General features: G+C 27.6%; 14 protein-coding genes. 12 read left to right on the top strand and 2 right to left on the bottom strand.

Annotation, left to right across the window (positions count from 1 at the left end; genetic code table 11):
- The first annotated feature begins 19 nt into the window (after positions 1-19).
- Complete coding sequence (locus I6I93_RS02310; protein ID WP_040397451.1) at positions 20-1,162, top strand: single-stranded DNA-binding protein; 1,143 nt, start codon at positions 20-22, stop codon at positions 1,160-1,162.
- A 130-nt stretch (positions 1,163-1,292) separates the two neighbouring features.
- Here I6I93_RS02310 and I6I93_RS02305 read toward each other — a convergent pair whose 3' ends face one another.
- Both I6I93_RS02305 and I6I93_RS02300 read right to left on the bottom strand, forming a co-directional pair.
- Complete coding sequence (locus I6I93_RS02305) at positions 1,293-2,663, bottom strand: relaxase/mobilization nuclease domain-containing protein (RefSeq protein WP_070737653.1); 1,371 nt, start codon at positions 2,661-2,663, stop codon at positions 1,293-1,295.
- Positions 2,663-3,031, bottom strand: a complete 369-nt coding sequence (locus I6I93_RS02300) for a plasmid mobilization protein (protein ID WP_002838925.1) — start codon at positions 3,029-3,031, stop codon at positions 2,663-2,665. Before I6I93_RS02300 ends, I6I93_RS02305 begins: the two co-directional genes overlap by 1 nt.
- A gap of 707 nt (positions 3,032-3,738) precedes the next feature.
- Between I6I93_RS02300 and I6I93_RS02295 the strand changes: the two genes are divergently transcribed.
- From I6I93_RS02295 to I6I93_RS02245, 11 genes are all read left to right on the top strand, one after another.
- Positions 3,739-4,053, top strand: coding sequence for a metal-dependent transcriptional regulator (locus I6I93_RS02295; protein ID WP_036764331.1), 315 nt, complete (start codon positions 3,739-3,741; stop codon positions 4,051-4,053).
- Positions 4,054-4,209: 156 nt separating this feature from the next.
- Complete coding sequence (locus I6I93_RS02290) at positions 4,210-4,968, top strand: thioesterase II family protein (RefSeq protein WP_036764333.1); 759 nt, start codon at positions 4,210-4,212, stop codon at positions 4,966-4,968.
- Positions 4,946-5,620 (top strand): 4'-phosphopantetheinyl transferase family protein, encoded by a 675-nt coding sequence (locus I6I93_RS02285; RefSeq protein WP_036764335.1) that lies wholly within the window; start codon positions 4,946-4,948, stop codon positions 5,618-5,620. The genes I6I93_RS02290 and I6I93_RS02285 overlap by 23 nt, the downstream gene beginning before the upstream one ends.
- An 18-nt stretch (positions 5,621-5,638) precedes the next feature.
- Positions 5,639-7,228 (top strand): AMP-binding protein, encoded by a 1,590-nt coding sequence (locus tag I6I93_RS02280; protein WP_036764337.1) that lies wholly within the window; start codon positions 5,639-5,641, stop codon positions 7,226-7,228.
- 16 nt (positions 7,229-7,244) lie between these two features.
- Positions 7,245-13,418: a non-ribosomal peptide synthetase gene (locus I6I93_RS02275; RefSeq protein ID WP_201621259.1), complete on the top strand. Its 6,174-nt coding sequence runs from the start codon at positions 7,245-7,247 to the stop codon at positions 13,416-13,418.
- Between the two features lie 22 nt (positions 13,419-13,440).
- The gene (locus tag I6I93_RS02270) at positions 13,441-14,505 is read left to right on the top strand and encodes a Gfo/Idh/MocA family oxidoreductase (protein ID WP_094210132.1); all 1,065 of its coding nucleotides are present in this window, start codon (positions 13,441-13,443) and stop codon (positions 14,503-14,505) included.
- Complete coding sequence (locus I6I93_RS02265; protein ID WP_036762252.1) at positions 14,502-15,959, top strand: condensation domain-containing protein; 1,458 nt, start codon at positions 14,502-14,504, stop codon at positions 15,957-15,959. Before I6I93_RS02270 ends, I6I93_RS02265 begins: the two co-directional genes overlap by 4 nt.
- A 24-nt stretch (positions 15,960-15,983) precedes the next feature.
- Positions 15,984-17,360: a phosphopantetheine-binding protein gene (locus I6I93_RS02260; RefSeq protein ID WP_036762254.1), complete on the top strand. Its 1,377-nt coding sequence runs from the start codon at positions 15,984-15,986 to the stop codon at positions 17,358-17,360.
- Positions 17,357-17,824, top strand: a complete 468-nt coding sequence (locus I6I93_RS02255) for an NAD-dependent epimerase/dehydratase family protein (protein ID WP_201621258.1) — start codon at positions 17,357-17,359, stop codon at positions 17,822-17,824. Before I6I93_RS02260 ends, I6I93_RS02255 begins: the two co-directional genes overlap by 4 nt.
- A gap of 211 nt (positions 17,825-18,035) precedes the next feature.
- Positions 18,036-18,179, top strand: a complete 144-nt coding sequence (locus I6I93_RS02250) for a hypothetical protein (protein WP_201621257.1) — start codon at positions 18,036-18,038, stop codon at positions 18,177-18,179.
- Positions 18,180-18,198: 19 nt separating this feature from the next.
- Positions 18,199-18,426: a hypothetical protein gene (locus I6I93_RS02245; protein ID WP_200225660.1), complete on the top strand. Its 228-nt coding sequence runs from the start codon at positions 18,199-18,201 to the stop codon at positions 18,424-18,426.

The following is an 18,426-nucleotide window of genomic DNA, read 5'->3' as shown; positions in this document are numbered from 1 at the left end:
TTATTAGAGGAAAAAGAATATGGAATTTGATAGATATAGCTTTAATGAATTTATTCGAGAAAATTTTTCTTTTGATGGTGCTACTCAGAGAATAATTAACAATATAGTTGAATATGGAATTAAAAATTTTGCCACTTCAGAAGATAAATTAGTTGAACTTATTCAGACTACAATCGATGATCCAACAGTTGAAGAAATAAAACAATTTATTATTAGTGATGGAAAGGAAGAAGAAATAAAAGATTTAACAGATAAGAGAGAGAAAAATAGAAATGGAGGAATAAAAATGAATATAAAAAAGGGAAATGTAATTGAAACTGAATTTGGAGACACTATGGTATTGGATGTGAAAGATAATCAAGCTACCTTATTTGACGGAAATCAATTTATTTTAGCCACAGGAGTAGAGTTTAATAAAGAAAGTGGAAAGTATGAATGGAATTCTGTTAGATACGCAAGTGATATAAAAACAATAGCAAATATGGAAAATACAAATTTTGAAAGCATGAAAAATACAATAGATTTTTTAGCAGAATATAATCATAAAGAATTTGTAAAAGGTATTATATCTCTTGAAACAGGAGTAGAAAATGAAAATGTTCTTAATAATGCCTATGATAATTATATGAACGATTCAGTTATGGGTCTTATTGATGAAAAGTTTATTGAATATATAGACGAAGAAGAGTTAAAAGAAAATTTAGAAGCTAATCAAGAACAAGGAGATAAAGAGATGAAAGATATAGATAATAAAGAAAAGGATACAGTAAATATAGATGGAAATATAGCAACTGATATAGAAATTAAAGATTTAAAATCGAAAGATGGGAGGGACTTTAAAGTAGCCTCCTTTTCTATTGCTGAAAATGACAAGGAAGGAAATGCAAAATTCATCAGCTGCTACGCCTATAATGACAAAATCAATCAAGTAAAAAATTTGAAAAAAGGAGATTTTGTACACCTATTTGGAAAAGAAAAGAAAAGTATGGGAAAGGATAATAAGGAATACACAAGTCTAAAAGTATACTCTGCAAAGTTATTAAAAGCTAAAGAGCATACAAAAGCAAAAGCATCAACAATAGGGAAATTAAAGGAATTTAAGACTAAAGGGGATATGAAAGTGGATGAAAATAAGAAAAAGGATAATAGCATAGAAAGGTAAAAGATTATAGGGGGCAGGTTTTAGTCTGCCTCCTATATTTTTTTATTGGTTGTCTTTAAGGAAAAATGATGGGTTATATTGAAAAAATATCAGCTCAAAATCTATCCGAAGAAGCTGATACACCAGATCCTTACTTATACAATTCATTATAAATATACTTATCAGTATTCTTTCTTAATTGAGTCAATTCATTTATCAATATATTCTCGTTGGCGTAGTCATCCATAAGAATATCTTTTTTATTTTTGTATTCATCATATAATTTTGACAACTCTTTTATACTTAGATTTTTATATTGACACTTTTCTAAAGCATTTATTGCTTTTTCATATGCGATAATTTGAGGCTTATATTCACTATAAAAATCTTTATCATTTGGATTTTCTTTATAGGTTTTATAGATAACCTTATTTATTTTTATAGTGTTAATGCCTTCAATAGCTGCGTAAATTTCGCTCATAACTTTTTCAACATCTTTAATCTTATTTAGGATTTCTTGCCTATTAACAGCCTCTTCTTGGAGTTTAGTTTCCAAATCCATACTAGATGATAGACCGTATTTTCTAAGCTGATTTAAGGTATTCGCCATAGTATTCATATTATGTTTTCTTGCCCATATTTCATAACCTTTAGAAGATTTAACCTTTTCATTACTTTCTATGTCTATTATATTATCAAATTTCTTATAAGATTTTTCATCATAACAAATTTTGTTATTTTTGTAATTTTCATTTACCTTATTTTCAATTCTCTCTTTTATTTTCTCTTTTGTATAATCTTTTCCAAGAGTAGTTTCCCTCGCACGAATGAATCGCCCTTTTTCTCCTTGTTTTTTATGCCTGAAAGAAAGATATTTTCCAAGTTTAATTTCATAGCCATATTCTTCCATAAGCTTTAAGAAATTCTCATAGCTATTTGCTTTATTAATTGTATGATCAATAGCGATTTGAAGTTTATGTTTCCAAGATTTTCCTTTCTTAAATTCAATATATTCTTTATAGGATTTACCATTGGTTTTATACTTTTCCTTAAATTTTACATAATCTTCATCTATAACTGATAGCTTATACTTTCTACATAAATTATCACTATGATTTCTAATTTGGTGATAAGTTTTTTTGTTACTTTGATATGCTTTACCAGTCTCAAAAGAAACATTATTAAATAGTATATGGTTGTGAATATGTCCCTTATCTATATGGGTAGTAAGAACATATTCATACTTTCCTTTTAAGATTTTTTCGCATAGTTCTATTCCTATTTGATGAGCCTCTTCAGCAGTAGTTTCTCCGGGGAAAAAAGATTGAATTAAATGTCTTGCCAAAACTTTTGCTTTAGAATTACATTCTATTTTTGTTTGTTCAAATTCTAAATGAGCAGTTATAGGGTTACAGTTTAGGGAGGAAATTAGAATTTTTCCATCTGTTTTATCACTATTCATAATATAATCAAGTGCTATTTTTAAAGTGGATTTTATAGGATGAATTTTAGTAATTGCCATTATTTTTTCTCAGTATTTATGCTATTAGAATTAGTAAGAGAGTATATTTTTTTACGCATAGAGAAAATATCTTTCGCTTGATTTTCTAATAAGCTTTTTAAATCTTCTACATCATCTTTATATATAATTGATGTAGTATTTATCCTTTTAGCAATTTGATTTATATTATTTGAAGTACGACTTATATTTGTTGACATTTCACGAAAGACATCCATATCTAGTACATAAATATCCTTTTCTAAAATACATTTCATAATAAATTGTCTAAGAGTTTTACACTTAGATGCTTTATATTTTTCATTTAGCAATTCTAACTCCTCATCAGATAACATTAAATAGATTCCGTTATTCCTAAATCTACTTGTCATAATTTAACCTCCTCGTATATTATAGTTGTAGTAATAAAATACTACATTTTGTTCTCAATCCATCTTTCTTGTGGGATAATAATTGTATATATAGAGCTCGTAGTAAACTTCCTTGAAGTTCCTCTTCCTAATAAATTTATTAATCGAAATAAAAAAGAAAAACCTGTAAATTCAAGTAGGATAACTTGACTTACAGGTTTAATTTATTCTATATATTTCATCTGGAAATCTCCTGATTTAATTTTTTATTGCTTATATTTTATCATTTTTTGAGATAATATTCAAGTTTACGTTGAAGCTATTATAAGCGTTTGTTGCTGAATTTAATTATTATAAATTTAGGGGTTTGGGGATATTCCCCAACAAGTAAAATGGAAAAAATAAGCGATATGATCGTAGTATTCTTATTTCATTTTTAGTAAGTGCATATGCACTTACTGTGCTTGCTATTTTTGCTATTTTTACTATTTTTGCTATAATACACTATTTTATGATAACTTAAATTTTAAAAAATTAAAAAAATTACTTTGAAATAGATACTTTTACAACTATAATAATATGTATGATATTAAAAAATATTTTAAATTATCATATTTAAAGATATTTGATTAAATTATTAGTTAATAACAATTTAAGAGGGGGAGTAATTTATTTTACACAGGGAATTTGCTGAAGAAAATTATTTAGAAGCCATATATATTTTATCTTTGGAAAATGAAGAGGTTAGAAATATAGACATTGCTAACTATTTGGATTACAAAAGACCGACGGTTACAAGAATGCTAAAAAAACTTGACAATAAAGGCAGGATAACTTATGGAGATGATAAAATAATTCGTTTAACAGAAGAATCAAAAAAATTTTGTGAAAAGATGTATAAAAAACATATGTATCTTACTAGCGTATTCATTAAACTTGGAGTTAATCCTAAACAAGCAGAAAGTGAAGCTTGTCTTATAGAACACGTTATATCAGATGAAACGTTTAAAAAATTAAAAAAACATTTTAATGAAACCTTATAATTAATAGCATAGATAACTTTTAAATAAGTTTTTTATGCTATTTTTTTTAATTATTTTACAAAAAAGTTCAAAAACTCATTGATAAATGTTATCAAATGGTATATAATGAATAAAAGTTAGCTATTGCTAACAAAAAATATATTAAAAGGTGAATTTATGTCAAAAAATTTTGAAATGCTAAATAAAGAATTAGACGAAAACAATATTAAAGCTAGTCTTGTTATATTTCCGTTTGCAGGAGGTGGAGTATCTGCATTTAGAAATTGGAAATATGAATTTGAAGATGTAAGGATATTTGTTGCTCAATATCCAGGAAGAGAAAATAGATTTTCTGAAAAAGCTATAAGTGATATTAATATTTTAGTTGAAACATTATTCAATGATATGGAAGAAAATTTTGATTTTGGAAAACCTTACTATTTATTTGGACATAGTATGGGAACAAAAATAGTTTATGAAATAGCCTTAAAGATCAAAAATTCAAGATATGAAAATCCAAGAGGAATAATAATTTCAGGTGGACGTGCTCCAGTGTATAAAGAACCAAACCCAATCTATTACCTTGATGACGAAGGTTTTATAGAAGGGCTAAGAAGATATGAGGGAACCCCGAAAGAGATATTAGATAATAAAGAATTGATTTCAATTTTTTTACCGACACTTAGAGCAGATTTTGTAATAGACGAAGACTATCAAGATACAAAACATGAAAAATTAGAAAGTCCCATACTTGGCCTTATGGGAGATAAAGATCAAGAAATGAAATTAGAAGAACTTAAAAAATGGCAAGATTATACAACAAAAGAATTCGTCTATAAATATATAGATGGCAAGCATATGTTTGTAAATACATCTACTGATATGGTTATAAGGGAAATAAAAAGCTATATTAATGAAAACGTTAAAAATAATTAAAATTACAGAACTAACAAAATTTGACATTAATGAGGTAGTTCAATTTATACATGATGATTGTATAGCAGTAGTTGCTGTAGAGACAAATAGTTACGGAATTATAAGTGAATGTATTCCATATTTAAGTAAAGATCAAATTGAAATTATGTGGAAGTATAGAAAAGAAAGTGACAGAATTAATTATGCTGTAACAAAAGCAATAGTAAACTTGCTATTTTCTAAAATTGAGAAACTAAAATGCGAAGAGATTAGATGGCGTTACGGTAAATATAATAAACCATATATTAGAAATCATTTGAATTTACATTTTAATATATCACATACCACAGGATTTTCAATAGTAGCCTTCTCAAGAAATGATATAGGAGTTGATATTGAAAATATAGAAAGAAATATAGATTATAGTGAAATTAAGAATAATTTTTTTATTAACAATGAAAAAATATTAGGTTTGAAAGACTTTTACAAATATTGGGTTTCTAAAGAAGCTTATTTAAAATATAAAGGAGTCGGTTTAATTCAAAATTTGGAAACAGTTGATGTTATTAATAAAAATAATAATGTAATGAAAGTTATAGATAAAGAAAATAATATTCAAAAGGAGATTTTGATTTTTGAAAAAGAAAAATTTGTTTTTGCGTTATGCTATTAAAAAAGTAGGGCAAATATTATGAATTTAGAGATTAAGAGACAATTAATCAACTTTTATGATAAAGATGTTTGGGAGCATCTAACTGTTGGCGAACATTTGAAAATGTGGTCAAATACATACGCCGATAGAGTAGCAGTTGTAGATGAAAATGAAGAATTGACATATAGACAACTTAAAGATGAAGTGGATTGTTATGCTAATGGACTTTTAAATCAAGGATTCTGTAAGGGAGATAAAGTATTATTTCAACTTCCTAATAGTAAAGAATTCATTATAATTTTATTTGCAATGATGAGTATAGGAGTGATTCCTGTAATTATCTTGATGGGTCATAGATATTCTGAAGTTAAGGGAATTTTAAATAAAACAAATGCAAAAGCATATATTGGAATTAACAGGTACTTAGGATTTTCATATGAAGATATGGTGTCTAATATTATAGAAGATACGAAAGAAGATATACAAGTTTATTTGATTGGCGAAACAGAGAAATATGAGAAATTATGTGCTTTAAGACAAAATAGAAAAAATAAATTTGCCAAAGAGTTAGATTATAAGGAAACTGCTATATTTTTATTGTCAGGAGGAACAACAGGCTTTCCGAAACTAATACCTAATAGGCATTGTGAATTTATATATTTAGCAAAAGAACTGGCAAATGCAACAGATATGAATGAAGATACAGTGTATTTGGCAGCTTTACCTATGAGCCATAAATTTGCACTTTGTTGTCCGGGAATGATTGGGACATTGTCAAAAGGTGGTAAGGTGGTTACTTGTAGAGTATCCAGTCCTGATGAAATAATACCTTTGATTGAGGAACAGGAAGTTAGCATTATGGCATTGGTACCTACTTTAGCTAATATGTGTATAGAATATCTTAAAAATGATGATGCTGATATCAGCAGTTTGAAGTATATACAGATAGGTGGATCTGTTCTTGATTCTAACTTAGCAAAAAAGATTCAGGAAGAATTTAATTGTAAATTATTGCAATTGTATGGCATGAGTGAGTCGTTGATTACTTGCTCTAGGGTTTTGGACGATGATTATGACAGATTACATACTCAAGGGAAGAAGTTAAGTGAGTTTGACGAAGCTCGTATTGTTGATGAAAACGGGAAAGAGGTTCCTGATGGAGATTTTGGAGAGCTAATAGTTAGGGGACCATATACTATTTTGGAATATTATGATTCATCAAAACTAAATGATACTCAGTTTACAGAAGAATGTTTTTTAAGAACAGGAGATAGAGCCGCTAAGTTATATGGAGACAATTATAAAATTGTTGGTCGTGTGTTGGAGATGATAAATCGTGCTGGAGAAAAAATAGTTCCTTCTGAGTTGGAAAATATTTTGCTTACAAATAAGAATATTAGAGAAGTGCAAATTGTTGGCATACCCGATGAGACGCTTGGAGAAAAAATAGGTGTATTTATTTTGAAGGGAAGTGCTGTTCTTACACTTAGAGATATAAGGAATTACTTGGTAGAAAGAGGACTTGCTTCTTTTAAGTTACCGGATGAAGTACAGTATGTTGATCAATGGCCATTAACAAGCGTTGGAAAGGTAGATAAAAGTAAATTAAAACAACTAATGATTAAATAGATAAGGAGGCTACAATATGGAAACATATCAAACTAGACAACAGGCAGTACGACTTCTTGATGAAGTGTTACAAGCAAACTTAGATGGATTTAAACCTTCAGGAAAAGACAATTTGATTGAAAAGGGTTTAGGCTCTATCCAAATCATGCAAATAGTTTCAGAGCTTAAAAAATTAGGGATAAAATTATCGTTTGCAAAACTAATGGAAAATCCTACACTTGAAGATTGGATTAGACTTATTGAAAAAGCAAATATTAAAAATATTGATAAAAAGACTGAATCAAGAGAAAAGAATATTTCGGAAGAGTTCCCTTTAACGGATGTACAGTATGCTTATTTTGTAGGGAGAGAAGAAGATCAGGTTCTAGGTGGTGTTGGGTGTCACGCATACTTAGAAATTGATGGACAAGAGATTGTAACAGATAAATTAACTGCTGCTTGGAACTGTTTACAAATGGAAAATCCAATGCTTAGAGCAAAATTTAACCGTAATGGTACTCAGCAAATTATGGAAGAACCATACTCAAAAGAAGTTAAAATTTTTAATTATACTTCACTATCTGAAGAAGATGCAGACATAAAACTATTGGAAATGAGAAAAGAAATGTCTCATAGAAAATTTGATATAGAAGTTGGAGAAGTAGCTAGCCTTAGCATTGCGTTACTAAAGGATAAAAAACATAGAATATTTTTAGATATTGATATTCTAGTTGCAGATATAATGAGCATAGGCATTATAATGAGTAGACTTGTAGAGCTGTACTGCGGAGAAGATAAAGTTTCAATAGATAGCAATTATACTTTTAAAAATTATCTGGAGGAACGAAAAATAGATGACGAAATATACAAAAAAGATAAGGAATTCTGGAAGAAAAAAATTGAATCCAGTTTTCCTTTAGAGGCACCTAACTTACCCATTAACAAAAAACCGGAAATGATTGAAAAAGTGGTTTTTTCAAGAAGAAAGAAAATTATTAGCAAAGAAAACTGGATTAAGATTAAAGAAAATGCATATAAAAATAAAGTTACCCCATCAATGGTTCTGTTATCAGCATATTCAATGATTATTGAAAGATGGACAAATCAAGAAAAATTTGTGATCAATGTGCCATTATTCAATAGAGATGTAAATGATAATAGTGTTAAAAGAATGGTTGCAGATTTTACTAATCTTCTATTAGTTGAGTGTGAAAGAAAGAATGAAAAATTTTTAGATAGAGTGAAAACTATATCTGGCACATTTTTAGAAAATGCCTCTCACAGCTCATACTCTGGAGTGCAGGTACAAAGAGATGTTTATAAAGAAGTTGGAAAAACTATCAATATTGCACCTGTGGTGTTTGCTTGTAATATAGATTATCCTTTAGAGACTCAGGAAACAAGAAAAATATTCGGGAAAATAAACTATATGGTATCACAAACTCCACAAGTTTGGCTCGATTTTCAAACTTATTTAGTAGATGATGAGATTGTATTATGCTGGGATGTGGTTGATGAATTATATCCAGATGGAATGATTGATGATATGTTCGACTCTTTATACACTTTATTACAATCATTAAGTGATAATGAAAATTGGTATAGATTGCCTGAAATTCTTCCGTTGAATCAGATTGAAGATAGAGAAAAAGAATTAAAAAATATTTTGCCTATGAGTTACCCTAAACAAACTCTCTATACAGAATTTCTTGATAGGATTAAAGTAAACCCGGAAAAAGTTGCTATTGTGGATGCACAATCCGGTATTGAATTAACTTATGGAGATTTATACAAAAAGGCGTTAATTATTGCAACAAATTTAATTTCTTTTGGAGTAAAAAAGAATGACTACGTGGGAATAACATTGCCAAGGGGATATAGTCAAATAGTTGGTATTTTAGGAATTTTATTTGCCGGCGCAGCATATGTTCCTATCGGTATTAATCAACCCAACGAAAGAAGAAGGAAAATATATGAACAGATAGGAATAAAACATGTCTTATCCAATAAAAATACAATAAGGGATTTTAATTTAGATGATACAGATATCACATTTGTTGATATAGATCAATCAACTATTCAAAGTATAATTGAAAAACCTGTCAATATTAGTCCGTTTGATACAGCCTATGTAATTATGACATCAGGAACGACGGGAATTCCTAAAGGTGTGGAAATTGCACACAATAGTGCTGTTAATACAATCAATGACTTAAATGAAAGATATGAAGTAAATGCCAATGATAGCGTAATAATGGTATCAGCAATTGATTTTGATTTATCAGTTTATGATATTTTTGGAATATTATCGGCTGGAGGAACCATCATTACTTTAGATGATAATAATTTCAAAGATCCGGAACTTTGGTTAAAACTTATTGAAAAATATGAAGTAACAATGTGGAATTCGGTGCCAATTCTTTTTGATATGCTAGTAACTATGGCAGAGGGTAAAGATGTTTCTATTCCATTGAGATTAGTTTTTCTTTCTGGAGACTGGATTGCAACAACATTACCTAAAAGATTTTATAACAGAAGCAAAAATTCTCTTGTAGTTGGAATGGGAGGAGCAACGGAGGCATCCATATGGTCAAACTATATCAATATTTCAAAAGAAATACCTGAAAATTGGATTTCTATTCCGTATGGAAAAGCGTTAAAGAATCAAGTCTATAGAGTAGTTGATGGTTTAGGAAGAATATGTCCTAACTATGTTAAAGGAGAATTGTTAATTGGTGGGGTTGGTGTTGCAAAGGGATATAGGGGAGATAAGGAATTAACAGAAAAGAAATTTGTAGAATCGGATGGAGTTAAATGGTATAGAACTGGAGATGCTGGAAGAACATGGAATGATGGAACTATTGAATTTTTAGGAAGGCTTGATAATCAGGTAAAAGTTAAAGGGCATCGAATAGAACTTGGAGAAATTGAAGATGCTTTAATTGGAAATCCTAAAATTAATAAAGCTGTTGTTGATGTTATTAAGATAGGCACTAATAATCAATTGGTCGCATTTATTGAAAGTAATGAGAGTAAGGATCATGCATTAACTAGATTAAGTAGTAATGAAAAAATAAATAAACTGAAATCTGAATACATTGATTATGATGAGTATCTAAATAGTGAAAATAATATGGTTTTAGGTTTGATATTTTCTATTTTCATGGATTTGGGTATTAGTCAAGGAAAAAGGTATTCTTTTGATGAAATAATGAAATTTGGAGAAATAGATATAGGATACGAATTGCTCGTAAAAAGATGGCTATTATTATTGCAAGAGCATAGTATGATAAGTTTAGAAGATGGTATTTATTTATTTAAAAAAATAGATATAGCATTAGACACAACAGTCAACCTAGATAATTTCAAAAATAATGTGGTAGATATTATACAGGGTAAGAAACAAGCTGTTGATGTGTTTTATGCTTCTGAATCTAAACTTAGTCCTTCCAGACTTTTGAAAAAACTGAAAAATTATAAAGAAAATATAAATGAACTTATTGAAATTATAAAGATGGTATTTGATGGCAAAAATAAAAAGCTTAAGATTTTAGAAATAGGTGGAAGAAATAGCGAATTAACAGAAGAGATAATTACAAACTTTGAAGATAAAATCGAAAAATATGTTTATACCGACACTTCGCTATATTTTTCAAATGAGTTTGAAGGCATAAAAAATAAATATACTTGTTTCGAGTTTATAAAAATAAATTCTTCAAGTAAGTATTTGGAAAATTTTAAAACGGAAAAATTTGATATTGTCATATTATATAATTCGCTACATCGTTCTCATAATATTTCAGATATGTTGCGTAATATAAAAACCATATTATCTCCTATGGGCGTTGTGATTGGAACTGAAATAAATGATGAATTATTATTACCAGAAATTAGTGCATCTGTACTAGAACGTGGTTTTATTGATTTTGATTTGTTAGAGCGAAATGGAAAAATTATTCCAAATATTAAAAACATTAAAAATGCAAGTGAAAATTGTAAATATAAAATTGAGTATTTATCTAATGAGACTGAAATTAACAAAATGGGAAGTATGATATATGTTCTTAAAAATAACAAAATAGATGTTGAACAAGATGAATTAATTAAATTTTTAAAGAACAAGCTTCCTGAATACATGATTCCACTTGAGTTTATAATTGTAGAAGAAATGCCATTAAATAAAAATGGGAAAATTGACAGAAAAGCATTAAGAAAATTGATAGAAAGAAATGATGACCATAATTTTATCCATGTCAGAAAAAGGATTAATAATACAAATGAAATAGAAAAGTATGATGAAATTACAAAAAAAATAATTGATATATACAAAGAAATTTTAAATAATGAAAATGTATCGTTTACTTCTAATTATTTTCAATTAGGGGGAGATTCTCTTACAGCAACAAAGGTTGTTTCAAAAATTCAAAAAGAATTATGCGTAGAAGTATCAATTGGCGATATCTTTAAATATCCTATTTTAAGAGATTTTTCAGAGTTTATTAAGAAAATCGAAAAAGATAGACATTTACCATATAAAAGAATTGTACATGATTTTAAAAACATAAATGAGCCATTTCCATTAACGGATGTGCAATTTGCATATTGGATAGGAAGAAACAAAATGTATTCTTTAGGTTCAGTAGCAACACATTGTTACTTCGAATTAGATTGTTTGAATATTGAGCCTAATAAACTTCAAAAGGTAATAAATGATATGATTAAGTATCATTCTATGTTAAGGGCGATAATTTTAAACAATGGAACACAACAGATATTGGGAAAAGTTCCACCATTTATGTTAGATATTAATAACTTATCATGTCTTAATAAGGTTGAACAAGAGGAAGCTTTAAAACTGACTAGAGATATTATGTCTCACGAAATATTAAAGATAGATAAATGGCCTATATTTAATTTCAAACTTAGCATTTTAGATGAAATTAAATCCAGACTCCATATTAGTTTAGATAATATTATTTTAGACGGTTGGAGTATGTTCTATATTCTAGATGAATTGAAATTAAGATATAATGATGAAAATTTTTATAAGGAATTACCAGATGTTTCATTTAGAGATTATGTTTTAGAAATTAGAAAAGTAAAAAACACATCTAAATATCAAGTTGATAAAAAATATTGGCTGGATAGATTGAATGGATTTTTGGAAGCCCCTAAATTTGAAATAGCAAAGTTAGAAAGTGATATAGAAGAACAAACTTTTAATAGAAGAGAAAAAATTATTGATTCTTATGGATTGAATAAATTAAAAGGAATCGCAAGAGAAAATAACATAACATTGACAATTTTATTAATAACATTATTTTCTGAAATAATTAGGAAATATTCATTAAATGATGAATTTGTATTAAATATTACACAGTTTAACAAGGAACAAATTCATCCGGATATAAATAAAATCATAGGAGATTTTACTAACCTAACATTTCTTGAAGTAAAAAATTGTACTAGCGATTCATTGCTAGAAAAATCCAAAATGTTGCAAAAACAATTATTAGAAGATACAAAACACAATTCATATAGTGCTGTAGAATTTGGAAGAGAATTAAGAAATAAACACTCTAACAATAGATATTCTTTAATGCCTATAGTATTTACAAGTGGATTAGGTTTGTCTGAAGGCAGGAAAGATGCTTGGCTAGGAGAACTTGTATATAGTATTTCTCAAACACCACAAGTTTGGCTTGATCATCAAGTTATGGAAATGGACGGCAAATTAAAAATAATTTGGGATTCCATTGATGAAATATTTACGGCACAGTTGCTAGATAGGATGTTTGAGTCTTATGGAAACTTATTGGATACTATAATAAATAATACCAATGCGTTTTCCACTAAAATTAATTATAAGGAAAATAAAGATACTGAAAATAATGTATGTATTAGAGAAGACTTATCAGTTTATCAAAATAATGAACCTGATGAAGATATTCATAAATCAAACAAGAAAACAGAAGATAAATTGAACACTGAGCTACTTTATTCTATATCAGAAATTTGGAAAGAAATTTTAAAAATTGAAGAAATAAAAAAAGAAGATAACTTCTTTAAACTAGGAGGGAATTCTTTAAATATGATACAACTATCTAATACATTAATGGAACGATATGGTTTTCATTTAGAATTAGGGGAATTTATGGAAACTCCATATATTGAAAATTTGGTAATAAAGTTGATGGATTTTTTGAAATGATGTATTTGGAGAGAGGAACATTATGATGAAAGCGATAGTTTGTGGAACAACTTTTGGTCAATCCTATATAAATGCGATAAAAAAAATAAATAATATTGAATTGGTAGGTATATTAGCTTTTGGAAGTAGTCGTTCTAAGAGGTGTGCAGAAGAACATAATGTTCCACTATATGTTGATGTAGATTCTATTCCAGGAAATATAGATATTGCATTTGTTATAATTAAATCTTCTGTATTGGGAGGTAAGGGAACTGAATTGTCAGAGAGTCTCTTAAAAAAAGGAATTCATGTGATACAGGAACATCCAATTCATTATAGGGAGATAGAGAACTGCTTAAAGTTGGCTCATGAATTCAACTCATGTTATATAGTAGGGAATTTATATAATTCATTGGAAACTATTGAAAAATTTATTGAAGCTGCAAAATATTTAAATAAAGAAGATGTTCTTGAACATGTAGATATCATGACATCTTCGCAACTTCTTTATTCTTTGATAGGTATTCTGAACGAAGCATTACCTCTTCTTAGAAGTTTTAATATAATTCCAACGTTAACAGAGAAAAGATACCCTTTTAATCGTGTTGTTTTGTCAAATGGGCAATTGGATGTAAACTTACAAATTCATAATGAGGTTTCTGATGTGGATGGGAATAACCATATGCATCTTCTTCATAAAATTACTTTTTTTTATAAAAGTGGAAGATTAGATCTTGAAGATACCTTTGGATCTGTAATATGGAGGGATAGAATGAATATATCTGATAATATTGTGTTAGATTCAAAACAAATTGATGTTAATTATTTAAATAAGCCAATAAAATTTAGCTTGGCAAATTACAGTAACTTGACATATGAAACTATACTTTATGATGTTTTTCCGAATGCCATAAGGAAAGAAATTGAAAAATTTATTGAAAATGTTAAACAAAGAAAAAATAATATTACAAGAACGCAAAAGGAAATAATAGTTTCGAAAAAATGGGGAGAAATAATGAAAGAAATAGGGTTTCCTAAAAATGTTAAATTTGGTGAAGAACATCTTAACCATTTACAAGCTTTAAAAAATTTAGGGATGAAAAAATGAAACTAAAAAATGATAGTACAGACTTAGATTTATTTGATTATGTAAATGAGCTGAGAAAACAGGGAATGTTTTTGTTTGTGGAAGATAAAAAATTAAAATATAGAATCAAAAAAGAATTATACAATGAAGAGGTAATCAACGAAATTAAAGTTAACAAAGAGGATTTACTCAGATATTTATCAAAAGCACAAGAAAACACTTTGGAATTGAGTTCACTTCAGTTGGCATATATGGCTGGACAAGTAGATGGGGAATTTTTAAATAAAGTTAATGCTCATTATTATATTGAATTTGAAAAGCAAAATTTAAATATTGCTAATCTTGAAAAAAACATTAATTTGATGATTAGAAAAAATGATATTTTAAGATTGATTTTATTATCGGATGGTAGAGGGATTATTCTGGAAAAAGTTCCTGAATATAAAGTTTTTAAATATCAATATAATTCTAAAGAGGATAGGTATAAAATGCGAAAGATTTTATCGCATATGAAGTATAATATCGAAACATGGCCTATGTTTAAATTCGTAGTTGGAAAGAAAATTAATGGCGAGAATAAAAATGATGTACTCCACATAAGTTTTGATTGTTCTATATTAGATGCGTGGAGTGCAGGTAATATGATATATAAGCTTTTTGCGTTATACGAAGGAGAAAAAATAAGTTTTTCCGATGTATCTTATAAAGATTATGTAATGAATTTAAGAATATATAAGGAACTTGCATTTAATAAGAGACTTTTAGATGAGGCTGAAAAATATTGGAATAAAATGATAAAAACACTACCAAAAGCACCGAATTTAAGAACAAAAATGCCGATTAATGACTTAGAAGAATACAATTTTAAAAGAAAAGAATATCGTTTTAGTAAAGAACAAACTGACAATTTAATACATTATTCAAAACTAAGAGGTGTAACGTTGTCTGCTATTTTAATCACTATTTATATGAAAGTATTGTCTGACTTAATTGAGACTGACGAATTAACAATAACAACAACATTATTTGGGAAATTACCAGTAGTTAAAAATGCAGATGAATTGTTGGGAGAATTTACAAATATAGGATTAATTAGCTATAAAGATGAATATAAATCTATATTAGAGTCCATCAAAAAAACCCAAAAACAAATATTTAAGTTATTAGAATATAGATGTTTTGATGGGATTAATGTTATAAATAAAGCTAGGCAAGAGAATGGAATAAATAAATTGTTTCCAATAGTAGTTACTTGCATGATTGGAGAGAGTTATAGCAATTGTAAAAATGGATTTCATGAAATATGTTCATTAAGTCAAACACCTCAAGTTTATCTAGATCATCATATAAGAATGATTGATGATAGTATTGTGATTACTTTTGATTATATAGATGAGTTATTATATGAAGAGGATATTATTTGGATGGTAGGTAAGTATATTGATGTTTCAAATGAAATATGCTCTAATTTTTGATAAATCAACTATGGAGGGAATAATATGAAAAGAAAAAAGTTTAATATTGAGTATCAAAAAAGAATTTATAGTGGTAAATATAAAACAATAATCTCACAAGAAAATGTTAAAACGCTCCTGGTTGAACCAGAATTAGAGGAAGATAAATCGGAATTTAAGATAAATTATATTGATAATATTAATACAGACAATGAAGTAAAAAAGAGAAAGTATTTTGTCCAAAAATTTTTATTAGATTTATTAACTGAAATTAATGTTAAAAAAATAAAAATAGACAACAAGAATGAAAATATAATTAAATACTGGTTGAAATATGTGAAAGATTTTAAAGCAGATGAGATGAATGAAGTAAAAATCGCAGAGGATTCTTTATATAGAAAACTACAACTAAAAAAGAATTTATTTGTAGATATACTTGAGAATAATAATAAAAAAGAGCTTTTGCTTTTAGATAATGAAATATCCCCAGCAAAACTAGGCATTAGAAGTGAGTTTACTGAGAGCTTATTAGATAAATTAATTAAAAACATCAATAATGAAAGTAAAGATATTAAAAGGTTAACAATAGGCATTGTTAATGATGTAGATTGCATAATAAAAGATAACTTAGTCAGCAGAATTAAAGATTTAAACAATGTAATTTTATTAAATGATTGCAATGATAAGAAATTTTTGAAAGATAATTACTTAAGTAGATTTGATCACATTATTTCTGTTAATTTTTTACATCAAATTGAAGACGTTGAATCTTTTTTCAAAACCTCAAAACTAATGTTAAAAAGAAACGGAAAAATTCATGTAATTGATTTTGGTAAAATGGATCCAATATCTGTACTTACAGCCATATTTTTTCAAGAAAAAAATCTTGATGTAGAAACTGAAAAACGTACGCAGTTTTTTTATAAAGTTGATTACATTAAGAAAATAGCCAAAAAATATTTTTTTAAAAATACTATGTTTTTGATAGAAAATAATATTGCTTATTATCTCGAATCAGAAAACTATACAGATCATATTGAGTTGATAAATAACTTAGAAAATGAAATTGGGTTAGATTTCGATAAGAAGATTGTTTTGCTGTCATTGGACTCTTTTAATGTGGATGTCTCTGATAAAACAACAATAAAAGAACAATTAAAAAATTATAATGAAAATTTAGAAGAAATCTTAAAAATAATATGGATGCAAAATTTGGATATAGATGATGTAGATAGAAATTCTAATTATTTTAAGCTTGGAGGAAATAGCTTATCTGCAACAAAGCTTCTAGTTGAGATAGAAAGAAGATTAAAATGCAAACTCACATTAAATGAAATTTTTTCAAATCCTGAATTTGAAAAAATGTTAAATTTGATAAATTCAAAACAGTTAGGTATGGAGGTAGTAGAAGGTGAAATATGATAGGAATAATTGGAGCTACTGGAGATATTGGTTCAGAATGTACTAAAATTTTGAATGGTTATGGAATCAAAGATATAAAGTTGGGATATAGAAGAAAAGAAAAAGTTTATAAGAGTAAGAATACTTTTGCATTTATAGATTTGGATGATATAAATACTTGTATTGAGTTTGTTGATGGATGTGACTGTATTATAAACTGTTCAGGGTATTCAGATTCATCAATATTTAATTTAATAGATACAGTTAATAAAAACAAATGTATTCTCATTGACTTAAGTTATTATAATTTCTATGAGAAATCTGTTTTTGAAGGAGGAACAATATATCATGGAGTTGGTTCATCGCCAGGATTAATAGAAGCATTGCCAGTTATTATTTCTAGAGTTTTGATAAAACCCTTAGTTTTCAAATGTATTACGCCTCTAATGGGGAATTTACTTATAATGCAGCCAAAGAATACTTGAGATATTTAAGTGAAGATGGTTTTTATGCAAGATCAATCTTAAATTCAGGAAAGATAGAACCCTATTTGGCAGGAGATAAAACAATAACATTGCCAATAAGCAGCGAAAGATGGGTGCCATTTCCGTATATTGATAAAAGAACTCTTAAAGTTTGTAGGCAAATAGGTGTGGAAAATGCCATATTCTATATGTGCATAAAGAACGGATATGTTTGCAATTTTTAAAGAATATTCGTTCTGATAACATTGAAAATATAAATGTAATGGCACAAAAATTAGTGGATTTATCCAATTTGGATAATATTGAAAAAAAAGAATTTGGCGGATTTATCTTAGAGGCAACAGGAAAAAAATAAAAATACTATAGATGCTAATATGATTTTAAAAAGCATTTCACCAACTAGATTAACGGCTCTAACAGTAGCAGCTGTTTCTATTTTAGCTCTAGAACATGGTAATAAAACTGAAATCAAAGATATGAGTGAGTTTCCTTTATTAAATAGTTTACTTGATAAGATGATGGAAATGGATACAACATTTTATTACAAATTGATGAAAGGAACAAATTTGAAATTGAATAATATCTTTGAAGGAGAAATATAA

The organism is Peptoniphilus harei (assembly GCF_016726485.1).
GTDB lineage: Bacteria > Bacillota > Clostridia > Tissierellales > Peptoniphilaceae > Peptoniphilus_A > Peptoniphilus_A harei.
The sequence above is the reverse complement of the archived record's forward strand: the minus strand, read 5'-3'. Positions and strand labels throughout refer to the sequence as shown.

Excerpts from the sequence above, each read along its gene's own strand:
- I6I93_RS02275 (WP_201621259.1), top strand. The coding sequence starts at position 7,245 with ATGGAAACATATCAAACTAGACAACAGGCAGTACGACTTCTTGATGAA.
- I6I93_RS02300 (WP_002838925.1), bottom strand. The coding sequence starts at position 3,031 with ATGACAAGTAGATTTAGGAATAACGGAATCTATTTAATGTTATCTGAT.
- I6I93_RS02280 (WP_036764337.1), top strand. The coding sequence starts at position 5,639 with ATGAATTTAGAGATTAAGAGACAATTAATCAACTTTTATGATAAAGAT.
- I6I93_RS02305 (WP_070737653.1), bottom strand. The coding sequence starts at position 2,663 with ATGGCAATTACTAAAATTCATCCTATAAAATCCACTTTAAAAATAGCA.
- I6I93_RS02270 (WP_094210132.1), top strand. The coding sequence starts at position 13,441 with ATGATGAAAGCGATAGTTTGTGGAACAACTTTTGGTCAATCCTATATA.
- I6I93_RS02285 (WP_036764335.1), top strand. The coding sequence starts at position 4,946 with ATGAAAACGTTAAAAATAATTAAAATTACAGAACTAACAAAATTTGAC.
- I6I93_RS02245 (WP_200225660.1), top strand. The coding sequence starts at position 18,199 with ATGATTTTAAAAAGCATTTCACCAACTAGATTAACGGCTCTAACAGTA.
- I6I93_RS02310 (WP_040397451.1), top strand. The coding sequence starts at position 20 with ATGGAATTTGATAGATATAGCTTTAATGAATTTATTCGAGAAAATTTT.
- I6I93_RS02255 (WP_201621258.1), top strand. The coding sequence starts at position 17,357 with ATGATAGGAATAATTGGAGCTACTGGAGATATTGGTTCAGAATGTACT.
- I6I93_RS02290 (WP_036764333.1), top strand. The coding sequence starts at position 4,210 with ATGTCAAAAAATTTTGAAATGCTAAATAAAGAATTAGACGAAAACAAT.
- I6I93_RS02260 (WP_036762254.1), top strand. The coding sequence starts at position 15,984 with ATGAAAAGAAAAAAGTTTAATATTGAGTATCAAAAAAGAATTTATAGT.
- I6I93_RS02265 (WP_036762252.1), top strand. The coding sequence starts at position 14,502 with ATGAAACTAAAAAATGATAGTACAGACTTAGATTTATTTGATTATGTA.